Source organism: Gordonia sp. NPDC003504, assembly GCF_053587995.1.
Genome location: NZ_JBSFPC010000020.1, coordinates 1 through 13,301 on the forward strand (window position 1 = coordinate 1; position 13,301 = coordinate 13,301).

At 67.7% G+C, this 13,301-nt stretch carries 12 protein-coding genes and 1 tRNA gene; 9 read left to right on the forward strand and 4 right to left on the reverse strand.

All coding sequences use genetic code 11. From position 1 onward, the window contains the following. Positions 1–121 precede the first annotated feature (121 nt). From ACWDPV_RS22835 to ACWDPV_RS22845, 3 genes are all read left to right on the forward strand, one after another. Complete coding sequence (locus ACWDPV_RS22835; protein WP_449744838.1) at positions 122–1,816, forward strand: cation:proton antiporter; 1,695 nt, start codon at positions 122–124, stop codon at positions 1,814–1,816. Between the two features lie 126 nt (positions 1,817–1,942). Further along, positions 1,943–2,797, forward strand: coding sequence for a hypothetical protein (locus ACWDPV_RS22840; RefSeq protein WP_449744810.1), 855 nt, complete (start codon positions 1,943–1,945; stop codon positions 2,795–2,797). 62 nt (positions 2,798–2,859) lie between these two features. Further along, on the forward strand, positions 2,860–3,474 hold the full coding sequence (locus ACWDPV_RS22845; RefSeq protein ID WP_449744811.1) for a putative glycolipid-binding domain-containing protein: 615 nt from the start codon (positions 2,860–2,862) through the stop codon (positions 3,472–3,474). A gap of 253 nt (positions 3,475–3,727) precedes the next feature. Here the strand turns inward: ACWDPV_RS22845 and ACWDPV_RS22850 are convergent, their stop codons facing one another. Then, on the reverse strand, positions 3,728–4,693 hold the full coding sequence (locus ACWDPV_RS22850) for a prephenate dehydrogenase (RefSeq protein WP_449744812.1): 966 nt from the start codon (positions 4,691–4,693) through the stop codon (positions 3,728–3,730). A gap of 117 nt (positions 4,694–4,810) precedes the next feature. Here ACWDPV_RS22850 and ACWDPV_RS22855 point away from each other — a divergent pair, with 117 nt between their 5' ends. The 6 genes from ACWDPV_RS22855 to ACWDPV_RS22880 all read left to right on the forward strand — a co-directional run bounded on the left by ACWDPV_RS22855 (position 4,811) and on the right by ACWDPV_RS22880 (position 8,051). Next, positions 4,811–5,353, forward strand: a complete 543-nt coding sequence (locus tag ACWDPV_RS22855) for a tRNA adenosine deaminase-associated protein (protein WP_449744813.1) — start codon at positions 4,811–4,813, stop codon at positions 5,351–5,353. A gap of 41 nt (positions 5,354–5,394) precedes the next feature. After that, positions 5,395–5,832 (forward strand): nucleoside deaminase, encoded by a 438-nt coding sequence (locus ACWDPV_RS22860; RefSeq protein WP_449744839.1) that lies wholly within the window; start codon positions 5,395–5,397, stop codon positions 5,830–5,832. A gap of 132 nt (positions 5,833–5,964) precedes the next feature. Next, positions 5,965–6,231, forward strand: coding sequence for a hypothetical protein (locus ACWDPV_RS22865; protein WP_449744814.1), 267 nt, complete (start codon positions 5,965–5,967; stop codon positions 6,229–6,231). Positions 6,232–6,410: 179 nt separating this feature from the next. Then, positions 6,411–6,620 (forward strand): CsbD family protein, encoded by a 210-nt coding sequence (locus tag ACWDPV_RS22870; protein ID WP_449744815.1) that lies wholly within the window; start codon positions 6,411–6,413, stop codon positions 6,618–6,620. 66 nt (positions 6,621–6,686) lie between these two features. Continuing rightward, a tRNA-Ser gene (locus ACWDPV_RS22875) sits at positions 6,687–6,777 on the forward strand. Between the two features lie 257 nt (positions 6,778–7,034). Continuing rightward, entirely contained in the window at positions 7,035–8,051 is a 1,017-nt protein-coding gene (locus tag ACWDPV_RS22880) for a DUF4234 domain-containing protein (protein ID WP_449744816.1), read from the forward strand. Here ACWDPV_RS22880 and nuoN read toward each other — a convergent pair. Genes nuoN through nuoL form a run of 3 tightly spaced genes read right to left on the reverse strand, consistent with a single transcriptional unit; the run spans position 8,048 to position 13,301 of the window. Beyond that, positions 8,048–9,781 (reverse strand): NADH-quinone oxidoreductase subunit NuoN, encoded by a 1,734-nt coding sequence (nuoN, locus tag ACWDPV_RS22885; RefSeq protein WP_449744817.1) that lies wholly within the window; start codon positions 9,779–9,781, stop codon positions 8,048–8,050. The two genes, ACWDPV_RS22880 and nuoN, sit on opposite strands and share 4 nt — an antisense overlap. Then, complete coding sequence (locus ACWDPV_RS22890) at positions 9,778–11,379, reverse strand: NADH-quinone oxidoreductase subunit M (protein WP_449744818.1); 1,602 nt, start codon at positions 11,377–11,379, stop codon at positions 9,778–9,780. The genes nuoN and ACWDPV_RS22890 overlap by 4 nt, the downstream gene beginning before the upstream one ends. 2 nt (positions 11,380–11,381) lie before the next feature. Continuing rightward, positions 11,382–13,301, reverse strand: a complete 1,920-nt coding sequence (nuoL, locus tag ACWDPV_RS22895; protein ID WP_348806278.1) for an NADH-quinone oxidoreductase subunit L — start codon at positions 13,299–13,301, stop codon at positions 11,382–11,384.

A 13,301-nucleotide genomic window follows, 5' to 3' on the forward strand; every position in this document is an offset into this window, starting at 1 on the left:
GGTACACAACGTGATCTACCGATTTCTGTGCCCGTTCCTCGGCGGCCGCGTGGTCCGGGCGGCCGGTCATCGCATCACCACAACCGGCGGATTCGGACATCTACCGGCAGAATCTCTGCCCATGGAACTGCTGATCTTGGTGCTCGTCGGTGCCGTCATCATCACCGCGGTCGCCGACCGTCGAGGTATGCAGCCGGCCCTGATCATCGTCGTGGTCGCGCTGGCCGTGTCGTTCATCCCGGGCATGCCGCACGTCGAACTCGAATCCGAGGTCCTACTCACCGTCGTGCTGCCGCCGCTGCTGTACTCCGCGGCGCTGGGCTTCTCGGTGCCCAGCTTCGTCCGCAACATCAAGCCGATCCTCGGCCTCGGCGTCGCGATGGTCGTCGTCACCGCCTTTGCGGTGGGAGCCATTGCCTCCCTGCTCATTCCCGAGTTCACGTTCATCCTCGCGCTGCTGCTCGGTGCCATAGTCGCCCCTCCGGACGCGGTGACCGCGGTGGCCATCGGCCGCAAGCTCGGACTGCCCAAACGGCTGATGGCGATCCTGACGGGTGAGAGCCTCGTCAACGACGCGGCCGCGCTGTCGCTCTTCGCGATCGCCATCTCCCAGATCGCGAGCACCCACGCATTCATCGAGAATCCGTTGCTGCTCTTCGGGTACAACGCGATCCTCGGCCCCATCGTCGGCGCCGTCCTCGGATATGTGACGCTCTGGATTCGCCGGCATCTGCGCAACCCGGCGCTGGAGACCGTGCAGGGGTTCGTGGTGCCGTTCGCCGCCTTCCTGGCCGCCGAACACCTGCACGCCTCCGGTGTTCTCGCCGTGGTGATCGCCGGATTCGTGGTGGGCTCCGGGTCGGTGCATGCCGGCTACCAGACACGGCTGCAGGAACGCTACGTGTGGAACTCGGTAGACGTGCTCCTCGAGGCGTTCGTCTTCGCCTACATCGGTCTGCAGATGCGCTGGATCGTCGAAGACCTGCGGGAGGCGCGGGAATCGCTGCTGCAGATCGCCATCGCCTCGATCCTGGTGCTGGCTGTCGTCCTGGTGATCCGCCCGCTGTGCGTGTTCGCCATGTTCGGTCGCGGTGTCGTCTCGCGGAGACTCGAGAGCGCGGCCGACGTCCAGGTGCCGTCCAATCCGCGTCGTGCGGCTGCGGGAAAAGTCAAGCGGGACAACGACTCCGCTTTGCAACGATTCCGCCGCCGCATCGACAACCGACCGCTCACCTGGCAGGAGTCGACGGTGGTGGCCTGGACCGGGATGCGCGGGGTGGTCACCCTGGCGGCGGCCTCCGGTATCCCGCTGACCATCGCCGACGGTGGGGAGTTCCCGGAGCGCTCGGCGATCCAGGCGATCGCTTTCGTCGTCGCGGTCGGCACCATCCTCATCCAGGGGCCGACGCTGCCATGGCTGATCAATCGTCTGCACCTGCACAACGACGACGAGGAACGCTACGACATCGAGCAGACCGCACGCGCCGAGGCGATCGTGCACGCCGCCGCCGACGGGGTCATCGCGGACTTCGTCACCAATCCGCCGCCCGGCCTCGACGCCGCGACGGTGGCCTTCATCGAGGAGACCGTCGCCCGCCAGTCCCGCGACGCCGAGGAGATGCCCGACCCCGAGGCCCACACCGCGCGCACCGACGCCTTCGCCGCGCTCTACCGCACGGTGCTGGCCGCCCAACGCGATGCCCTGGTCGCCGACCGCGATCGCGGTCTGGTGGAAGACGAGGCGGTGCGCGCCATGCTCGAGCGCCTAGACCTGCAGGAGGCGGGGCTCACCGCACGTCTGGAGAGTCGCCTCTGACGCGGAGGGTGACGGCACCGTCGGCGACGTGTCCGTGGGGCGCCGTAAGGTCGAGGGCATAGGTCACGGCGCAGCGACGCCGGGCGCGACGACACACATCGGGCGGACACATCGGGCGGAGGAGCCATGGGATCACCGGGCGGACCACGAGCCGACGGTGACGCCGCGGTCCCCGAGGGGCCCCGCCCCAATGGACCCCGTGACGACTACCGCACGCCCTTGTTGCCCGGCAATTACCCGCCGCTGGGATATTCGGCGAACGGGATGCCCCGCTACACCCCCGCCGACCTGCACCCCACCGCGGCCGATGGCCGTCGATCCGGCATCGGCGGTGTCGGACTGGCCACGGCCCCGCCGGCCGCATTGTCGACCACCGCGGCGACGGGCACGCCGGCGGCCGGTTACGGCGGTCGGGCCGCGGTTGGGGCGCCCGACGCCACGTCGTCACGCCCGGCGGGTGGCACGCCGGGCAGGCCCCGACGATTCCTGGGAATGGAACCCGGCGTGGGCATCACCGTCGGCGCCGTGGTGGTGGTCGGCGTCGTGCTCATCGGCCTGGTCATCGTGGGTATCGGATCGTTGCGTCAGCCCACACCCACGGTCACGCTCCCGCCGGCGACCATCACCGACGACCAGACCATCCCCACCCTGCCCACCGAGCCGTCGCTTCCGGGGACCGCCGAGCCGAGCGTTCCGCGGGGTGGCGGGACCGTGCCCGTCGGTGCTGCGGTCACCTACACCGTGACCATCGACGGCTCGGGAACGATTCTCTACGTCGACGACGTCGGTGTGCGGACCGAGTTCGCGCCGCCGCCGACGTGGACCGTGAGCTTCGAGGCGGGCCGTAATCCGCTGCGGCTACTGGTGGTGGCCGGGCGTGGGTCGTCGGCACAATGCTCGATCACCGTCGACGGTGAGCAGGTGGTGACCGATAGCGTCGACGCCCAGTCGACGAGACGAACAGCGTCCTGTCTCGCCTGACCGGCGGGTCAGTTTCCGGTACTCGACGTGTGGGCGCGACCGGGGGTCGCTACCGTAGTCCTGTGAGTTCTTCGCAAGCAGCCCCTGGCCAGGCACCCTCGGACACCGAGGTCGCCGAGTTCAAGACGATGATCACGTGGCGCGGTGTCGACACGAATCGTCTGGAGCAGGTCCGCGTCAACGTCCACGGTTCGCGCATCAAGGCCTACGGCAGGATCATTGCCGCAGCGACCGACGAGTACGACGCGTTCTCCGCGTCGTACGAGCTGGTCACCAACGATGCGGGTGTCACCAAACGCCTGTCGATCCACCTCGTCCAGGTGGGTGGCGAAACCCAGATCGGTATCTCCCGCGACGAGGAGAACAAGTGGCTGATCCACTCCGACGGCGACACCGTCCGCGGTGACTTCAATGGCGCCCAGGATGTCGATCTGGCCCTGTCACCGATGTTCAACGCCCTGCCGATCCGCCGCTTGGGTCTGGCTCAGACCACGGGTGTGGTCGATGTGCCGGTGGTGTACGTGTACCTGCCGACCGGTGTGGTGGAAGCCGCGACCCTGCAATACTCGGCCACCTCGGACGGCATCGCCGTGGTGTCCCCTGTCGCCCAGTCGACGCTCGGCGTCGACGACAACGGTTTCGTCATCGACTATCCGGGTCTGGCGACCCGGGTCTGAGGCGGGTTCGCGCAGTGCGTCAGTCCTGCTCAGTGCGCCAGTCCTGCTCAGCGGCCCAACGGTAGCCGCGACGGCCACCACCGAGGTGCACCACCCGGGCGTTCGGCATTGTCGATCGGGTCGTGGGTCCACACACCAGTGCGGCGAACGCCGTGGTGGCCGCCGGCAGTGGACACCACACCGGGGCCGAACATCACCGGCCCGAGCCTGATCGGTCGCCCCGCGGTGTGCCGACGCGTTCCCGCCGAGATGGTCAGCCCAACCAGACGTGACCACGGTGGGCCGCGCCACGCATCGTCTTCTGCCAGCCCGGCGCACCCACCTCGACACCGGTGATGGCGACGCGCGGTCGATCGTTCATCGCCTCATACGCCATCCGTGCGCGATGCCCGTCGTCGATGAGGACGGCGGTCGTGCCGTGGTCGCGCAGTTCGTCGCGGGCGGCGATGAGCCGGTCGATGGTCTCGCTGAGCACGTTGAGCACGGCCACCGAGTTCGCCTCGATCATCGCCCGCTGCAATTCCGGGGCCGACCCGGCGACTCGTGTTCCGTCACGGAAACTCCCGGCCGCCAGGCGCAGCGCGAGGTCGCTTTCGCCGGCACCCACGGCCGCCGTGGCCGCGGCGGTGAGGTGGGGCAGATGTGAGATGGCGGCGACCGCGCGATCGTGAGCGTCGGCGGCCGCCGGGACCACCGCGGCACCGAGCGACAGGGCAAGGTCGGCGACCACGGTCCAGTCGGCGGCGTCGGTGTCGTCCTCGGTGGTCACCATCCACATTGCGTCACCGAACAGGTCCGGGTCGGCCGCCTCCCAGCCGGACCGGCTCGTCCCGGCCATCGGGTGCCCGCCAACATATCGGGCCTGCGGAAACGCCCGGCGCAGGATCTCGGCGACGGGCTGTTTGACGCTGATGACGTCGGTCAGCAGACACGCAGGCGCATGCTCGGCGATCGCGGTGACGATCGGTTCGATCGTCGTCACCGGTGTGGCCAGCACGATCACCGCGTCCTCGGTGGCGGCGCGGCGCAGGGTGGCGGCAAGGTCGACCGTCGCGTCATGTCCGGACGCGGTGGCGGCGCCGGCGGCGGATCGGTTGTAGCCGAACGTCGCGCGGCCCGACGCGGCCAGCGCCTGCATCATCGATCCGCCGATCAGTCCGAGTCCGAGAATGCACACCGGTCGATTGCCGCGCTCCGTCACGACTCCAGATTTCCACATCGCCGGTGGGCGGGGACACGGAGATCGGACACCGAGATCGTCGGCGGGGCGGGGAATCCTCGATGTGGGTCATTCGGGACTTGGGGAGGGCGGCACCTTCGGGCTACCGTGACCTGCATGGCAGGTGCCGGAGCGGACGTATCGGGTTCCAACAGCAAGGATGCCGTCGACGGAGTCGAGGGCTTCGCGGTCGCAGTCGTACGCGAGGACGCCGCATGGCGCGTGACACCACTCAAGTCGACGGCCCTGACCGACATCGAGTCCGCCGAACGTCAGCTGCGTGATCTGCGGGTGGCGGGTGCGGTGTTCGGTCTGCTCGACATCGACGAGGAGTTCTTCATCGTGATCCGCCCGGCTCCCGGTGGGGCCCGATTGCTGCTCTCCGATGCGACCGCCGGCGTCGACTACGACATCGCCGCCGACGTCCTCGACGCGCTGAACATCGATGTCCCCGACATCGACCCCGACGACCTCGACGACGTGGATCCGTGGGAGGAAGGCGATCTCGGAATCCTCGCCGACCTCGGGCTCCCCGACGCGGTGATGGGTGTCATCGTCGGTGACACCGATCTCTACGCCGACGAACAGATCGGCATGATCGCCGCCCGCCTCGGGTTCGCCGACGAACTCTCGCACGTCCTGGACTCGCTGGGGCATTGACCGTCTCGGGCGCAGCGCAACTCGCCGCGTGGGAGGCGATGATGCGGTCCGCGCTGTCGGCGGCCGGCGAGTCCGGTGCCGACGACATCCCGATCGGCGCCGTCGTCTTCGACCCTGACGGGGTGGAACTCGCCCGCGCCGCCAACCGGCGAGAGGTCGACGCCGATCCGACGGCCCACGCCGAGATCCTGGCGCTGCGCGCTGCGGCCGCCGCCTTCGGTGACGGTTGGCGGCTATCCGGGTGCACCATCGCCGTCACCGTCGAACCCTGCACCATGTGCGCCGGCGCCATCACCCTGTCCCGGATCGGTGCCCTCGTGTTCGGGGCCTGGGAACCGAAAACCGGTGCGGTGGGCTCACTGTGGGATGTCGTCCGGGACCCACGGTTGACGCATCGGCCGCAGGTCCGCGGCGGGATTCTCGAGGACGAGTGTCGCGATCTGATGGTGGGTTTCTTTGCATCGCGACGCGACTCCTGACGCGTCGGTGCGGTTGTCGGCGGACATCCGTGCAGGCCGGGGTGATACCGCTCGGCCCGGCTCGTGCTGTGGCACATTGGACGAACAGCAGGCTGGCACCACTCACCGTCACCCACCGAGCAGGAGAACGTCATGTCAGACGCAGCAGACAAGGTCAACGAGGTCATCGGCACCGCGAAGGACAAGATCACCGAGGTGGCCGGCAGCGAGAAGGTCCAGGGTGCGATCGGTTCGGCCAAGGAGAAACTCACCGAGGTCGTCGAGAACGAGAAGGTGCAGGACGCCGTCGGTACCGCGAAGGACAAGATCACCGAGTTCGCCGGCAGCGAGAAGGTTCAGGGTGCGATCGGTTCGGCCAAGGGGAAGTTCGACGAGTTGAAGGGCAAGTTCGGCAGCTGAGTATCGGCGCCCGACGTCGTCGGCCGACCGTCGGTACGGTGGAGACGGGAACATCCCCCGCGTACGCACCACGCGTGACGTACGCGCCATCGATGCGGGGGTCGAGACGCGGCCCACCTGCATCTTCCCGCCGAGGCGGAACGCATTCGCGCGTGACGCCCAGGTACAGGAGGCACCACATGGCACTTTCCGATGACGCGAAGAACAAGGCCGAAGACCTCAAGGGTCGTGGCAAGGAAGCAGCCGGGAGTCTGACCGGCGACGATGACCTCAAAGCCGAAGGTCAGGGCGATCAGGCCGTCGCCGAGGGCAAACAGAAGATCAGCGACGTCGCCGATGCCGTCAAGGGCAAGGTGGACGACCTCAAGGACAAGCTGACCGGCCACTGACAGCGCCTTTACGGGCCTGACCAGCAGATTTAAGGCTGGACGGGCTCCTGCGGTACAGTCTTCGGCGGTGGCGTGTCCGAGCGGCCGAAGGTGCAGCACTCGAAATGCTGTGTACGGTAACCCCGTACCGAGGGTTCAAATCCCTCCGCCACCGCCAGAAATGGCCTCCCATCTGTACAGGTGGGAGGCCATTTTGGTTTTCGGCGCGAATGCGGGAGAGTTTCGTCGGCGAAATGTGGGGGAAGAACGTTCCTCCCCCAGAAGCCGCGTCGTCGGCGAGGAATTTCCACGGGACGAAGCGATTCCCCGCGGACGAACTGTCTTCCCCCATTTTCAGCAGCCCGCGCGACGGGGTGTCCACCAATTGAGCGAACCCGGTGGACCGACCACCGGTGATGGCTGATCATCGTAGAGGTGAGCTCTCCACAGAACCCGGACGACGCGCCGACCTCGTGCCCGCTCGATGGCCCCACCACGCAGTACCGGGTGCCGACCCCGCCCGGCGCACCACCGAGCACCGCTCCGACGTCGCCCCCATCGCCGACGCCCCCACCGCCGACGCCCGGACCGTCCGCGCAGACCACCCAGTACCTGCGTCCGCCGACGCCGTCACCGACCGCGGCACCGACCAAGGTGCACACCCGCACATCACCACCGTCCGGACCGCCACCGCAGGCCCCCGGGCAGGCCGGCTATCCGCCGCCGGGGCAGCGTTCGCGTCAGGCGCCGCCGCCCGTCCAGTCGATCCCCCTGGCGCCGCCCCGTCATCAGGCACCCGATGCCGGCGGACCGGGGCAGGCGCCGACGGTGGGGCAACAGGCCGGGCAGGTGCCCGTCGGTTACGGACCGCCGCCACCCCAGGCCGCCCCGTTCGCTCCGCCCGGTGCGCCGTCGAGCGCGGTCCCGGATGCCCCGGCGCCGTTCGGTCCGCCACCGGGGCAGGCCAATCCTGCTGCCGCGCAATCACAGTCGGCTCCGTTGCCGGCGATGACGGGGTCGTCAGCGCTCGCGCAGCCCGGTTCGGTACCGGTGGCCGACGGTCAACAGATGAAGCGGCGCAACACCATTGCGGTGTGGCTCGTATTGCCGATCATCACCCTCGGTATCTACACATTCGTCTGGTACTACAAGATCCACAAGGAGATGGCCGCCTTCGACCGCCGCAAGGAGATCCCGGTGGCCGGTCCGATGCTGGTCATCCTGTTCCTCGGCTGGACCGTCATCGCACCGATCATCGGCTTCAACAACGCGGGCAAGCGGATTCGCGACGCGCAACGCAGCGCCGGCCTCGCCGAGACGTGCAATCCGCTGCTGTGCTGGCTGCTGATGTTCGCTTTCGGACTGCACACCTGGTACATGCAGGGTGAGCTGAACAAGGTGGTCGATCGTTACGGCGCCGAACCCGGCACCACTGTGCCGCTGTTCGCCTAGAGGAAGTTGCCCGCCGCCCCGACCAGATCCAGCAGGGGCTGCGGGAAGAATCCCAGCACGATAGTGACGGCCGTGCACAACGCGATCGGCACCGTCGTCAAGGGACTGGGCCGCACCACATGTGGCGCGTCGACGGGGACGTCGGCGAAGAACATGGCGACGATGATGCGGATGTAGAAGTACGCGGCGATGGCGCTGCTGATCACGCCGATCACCACCAGGACCGCGCCGCCACTGCCGGCGACCGCGGCGAACACATCGAATTTGGCGATGAAACCACTCGTCAGCGGTATACCGGCGAACGCCAGCAGGAACATCGAGAACATCGCTCCGACAAGCGGATAGCGGCGACCCAGGCCCGCCCACTGATCCAGTCCGGTGGCCTCCCGGCCGGACAGGTGTGGGCCGGATGGCCCGGTGCGTGACTCGGCGAAGGTGGTGGGTTCGCGCACCACCGCCACCGTGGCGAAGGCTCCGAACGTCGAGAATGCATAGGCCGCAAGGTAGAACAATGTCGCACTCAGACCTGCCTCGTCGTAGGCGATCAGACCCAGCAGGATGAAACCGGTGTGCGTCACCGCCGAATATGCCAGCAGCCGTTTGATATCGGACTGTGTCACCGCCATCACCGCGCCGCCGAGCATGGTGAGGATGGCGATCACCCACAGCACCGGCCTCCAATCGTCGGCAACCCCGCCGAAGCCGACATAGAACACGCGCAGCAGCGCACCGAATGCGGCGATCTTGGTGGCCGCGGCCATAAATGCGGTCACCGGCGTGGGCGCACCCTGATAGACGTCGGGCACCCAGGAGTGAAATGGCATGGCCCCCACCTTGAACAGCAATCCCACCGAGAGCAGTGCGAGACCGATCAGTGGTAGGCCGACGGCGTCGTTGTTCGCGGCGTCGGTGACAGCCAACCCGATGGCATCAAGGTGCAGGGAGCCGGTGCCGCCGTAGACGAAGGCCGCGCCGAACAGGAAGAACGCCGACGAGAATGCCCCCAGCAGAAAATATTTCAGCGACGCCTCCTGCGAGAGCAGGCGTCTTCGGCGAGCCAGCGCACACAGCAGATACAGCGGCAGGGAGAACACCTCGAGCGCGATGAACATGGTCAGCAGGTCACCGCAGGCGACGAAGAGCATCATCCCGCCGACCGCGAGCAAGGTCAGCGGGAACACCTCGGTGGTGACCCCGCCCGCGCGGGTGGCGTCGGACTCGTCGTCGGAGTTGGGTTCGCTCGCCCCCGACGGGGTGAACATGTCGGCGTTGGCACCGTCGAGGGTCGCCTGCGCGGCCGCCCCCGGTCCGTCACTGAATCGTGCTCGTATCGAGGAACTTCGACCCGCCGGCGTCGCTCGACGTGTCGACGGTGTGACGACCCGTTCGAGTCCGCGTTCGGCCATGAACGCCACCGCCAGGATCGACACCACCACCAGCAGGCCCTGCAGGAACAGTGCCGGGCGATCGATGATCACCGCACCCGACATCGCCGACCGGCCGATACCGCCGTCACGGGTGACCCCGATCGCCACCGCGATCACCGCGATCAGGGCGGCGCCCAAGGCCGTCAACGACAGCACGAGCTGCAGCCGCCACCGCCCCGACCGCGGTGCGAAGGCCTCCACGATGACCCCGATCACGCCGAAGCCGAACACGAGGAGCATCGGTGACAGCAGCGAGTATTCGACGTCGGGTGGGGTGATCGCCGCCAGCGTTGCGGTGGTCATCGGGCACCTCCCGGGGGGATCGCGGGTGCGGGGTTCTCGGTACCGGAGGTCGACACGGTGTGCGCCACCGTCGGATTGATCAGGGTCAGCAGTGGTTGCGGGAAGAAGCCGAAGACCAGGAGCAGGGCGAGCAGCGGGGCGACGACGAGGCGTTCCCGCCCGCCGAGGTCGGGCATCGTCCGGCGCGCCGCACCCGGACCCTCGATGGGTTTCGGCGGCCCACCCATCATCCGTTGATAGGTCCAGAGTATGTAGATCGCCGACAGCACCAGCGCGCCGCTCGCAGCGACCGCGGCCACCGGATAACGGGTGAAAGTGCCGATGAGGACCAGGAACTCACTGATGAACGGTGACAACCCGGGTAGCGACAGGGTGGCCAGGCCGGCGACGAGGAAGGTGCCGGCGAGCACCGGGGCGATCTTCGCGACGCCACCGTAATCGGCGATCAGCCGACTGCCGCGCCGCGACACCAGGAAACCGGCGATGAGAAACAGTGCCGCCGTCGATATTCCGTGATTGACCATGTACAGCGTTGCGCCGCTCTGTGATTGGGTGGTCAACGCGAACACGCCCAGGATGATGAAGCCGAAGTGGGAGATCGACGTGTAGGAGATCAGCCGCATCACGTCGGTCTGGGCGATCGCCAGGATCGCGCCGTAGACGATACCGATCACGGCGAGTGCCGCGATCAGCGGCGCGAAGGTCCGCGACGCCTCCGGGAACAGTTGCAGACAGAACCGCAGCATCGCGAAGGTGCCGACCTTGTCGACCACCGCCATCATGAGCACCGCCGACGCGGGTGTCGCGGCGACCGCGGAATCGGGCAGCCAGGAATGGAAGGGCCACAGGGGTGCCTTGATCGCGAACGCGATCATGAAGCCGCCGAACAGCAATGACATCACGCCCGTGCTCGCACCGAGGTCGCCCCGAGCGACCGCCTCGGTGATGGCGGGTAGGCTGAACGTACCGCCGCCGCCCACGCCGAGATCGGCCCGGGCGGTCACCACATACAGCCCGATCACCGCGGCGAGCATCAGCAGCCCACCGAAGAGGTTGTACAGCAGGAACTTCACCGCCGCCGCCGCCCGATGATCGCCGGTGCCGAATCCGCCGATCAGGAAGTACATCGGGATGAGCATGGCCTCGAACACGATGTAGAACAGCAGCACGTCGGTCGCGACGAAACTCATCAACACCATCGCCTGCACCGACAGCATCAACGCGACGTAGGTGTGCGGGCCCTTCTGTCGTCGTCCGCCCGAATCGTCCAGGGAGCCGGAATGATCGGCGTCGTGCCAGCCCGCGGCGATCAGCAGCGGCATGAGCACGGCGGTCAACAGGATCAGCACCAGCCCGATGCCGTCGAGCCCGAGTTCGTAGCGGGCACCGAACGACGGAATCCAGCTCACGTCGGAAACGAACTGGTAGCGTGCCCCATTCGGGTCGTAGCCGACCGCGAGGCCGATCGCGCAGGCCAGCACCACCAGGGTCGCACCCAGACCCAGCCACTTCGCGATGTCCGGCCGCCCGGCCGGCACGGTGAGGACGGCGACCGCGGCGACGGCGGGCACCAGCCACAGGATCGTCAACCAGCTCATGGTCACCACGCCCTCATCATCATCACCGCGGCGACGATGATCGTCGCACCGGCCAACATCGACAGGGCGTAGGAGCGGACAAAACCGCTCTGCCAGTGCCGGATTCGCGTCGACGACGCGGTGACCACGGTGCCGATGCCCACCCCGGCGCCGTCGATGCCGTCGGATTCGACGGCATCCAATGCGCGGGTGAGGGTTTGTCCCGGTCGCATCAGGACCCGCTCGTTGAAAGCGTCGCCGTAGAGGTCACGTCGCGCCGCGACGGTGAGTGCGGTGACATCGTCGGGTGCGGTGAGCGGAATGGGGGTGCGTGCGTACCCGCGCCACCCGAGTGCCACCCCGATTCCGACGACCGCGAGAATCCCGACCGTCAACACCCATGTCGGAACGGCCAATTCGCTGTGCTGTTCCCCGACCACCGGTTCCAGCCAGTCGACGAGCGCATGCCCGGCGACGAGCAGCGCCCCGGAGGCCGCGGACCCGATCGCGATCAGGATCATCGGTGCGGTCATCACCGGCGGCGATTCATGGGGATGCGCCTCCGGGGCCCAACGGCGCTCCCCGAAGAACGTCATCACCATCATGCGCGTCATGTAAAACGCGGTGATTCCGGCACCGAGGACGGCCACGCTGCCCAGGATCGCGCCGCGGGCGCCGCCCGCCCCGAAGGCCGCCTCGATGATGAGGTCCTTGGAGAAGAAACCGGCGAACGGCGGGATGCCGATCAGGGCCAGGTATCCGATCCCGAAGGTGACGAAGGTGATCGGCATGACGCTGCGCAACCCGCCGTAGCGACGCATGTCGGTCTCGTCGTTCATCGCGTGCATCACCGACCCGGCGCCGAGAAACAGGCCGGCCTTGAAGAATCCGTGCGTCAGCAGATGCATGATGGCGAACGCGTAACCGGCGGGTCCGAGTCCGGCGGCCAGCACCATGTACCCGATCTGACTCATCGTCGACGCGGCCAGGGCCTTCTTGATGTCGTCCTTGGCGCAACCGATGATCGCCCCGAACAGCAGGGTGACCGCACCGACCACCGCGACGGCCAGGCGTGCGTCGGGGGCCAGATCGAAGATCGGGTTGGACCGCGCGATGAGATACACGCCGGCGGTCACCATCGTCGCGGCATGGATCAGCGCCGACACCGGCGTCGGACCCTCCATCGCATCACCGAGCCACGACTGCAACGGCACCTGCGCCGATTTCCCGCACGCGGCCAGCAGAAGCAGCAGACCCATCGCGGTGAGCACGCCCTGACCGGCCTGCTCGGCGCCGGCGAACACCGTGGAGAACGACACCGATCCGAAGGTCGCGAACATCACCATCAGCGCCACCGCCAGACCGATGTCACCGACGCGGTTGACGACGAACGCCTTCTTCGCGGCGGTGGCCGCCGACGGCCGGTCCTGCCAGAAGCCGATCAGCAGGTAGGACGCGAGACCGACGCCCTCCCACCCGAGATAGAGCCCCAGGTACGTGTCGGCGAGCACCAGGATCAGCATCGCGGCGAGAAACAGGTTGAGGTAGGCGAAGAATCGGCGTCGGTCCGGATCGTCGGCCATGTAGCCGATCGAGTAGATGTGGATCAGGCTGCCCACCCCGGTGATCAGCAGCAGGAAACACATGGACAACTGATCGAGGTAGAGTCCCATGCTCACCGACAGGCCACCGCTGCCGGAGTCGGCGGGCCCGACGTCGAGCCAGGTGTAGAGGACCTGATGCACCGGCCGGTCCGCGGCCGGACGGCCGACCATGCCGAGCATGAGAGCGGCACTGACGCAGAATGATCCGACCGCCAGGACGCACGCCAGCAGATGTCCCCAGCGATCGGTGCGGCGGCCGGCGAGCAGCAGGAACGCCGCACCCGCCGCCGGTAACGCCGGGACCAGCCAGAGCAGGTGCGCAGAGGCGTCGGTACTCAC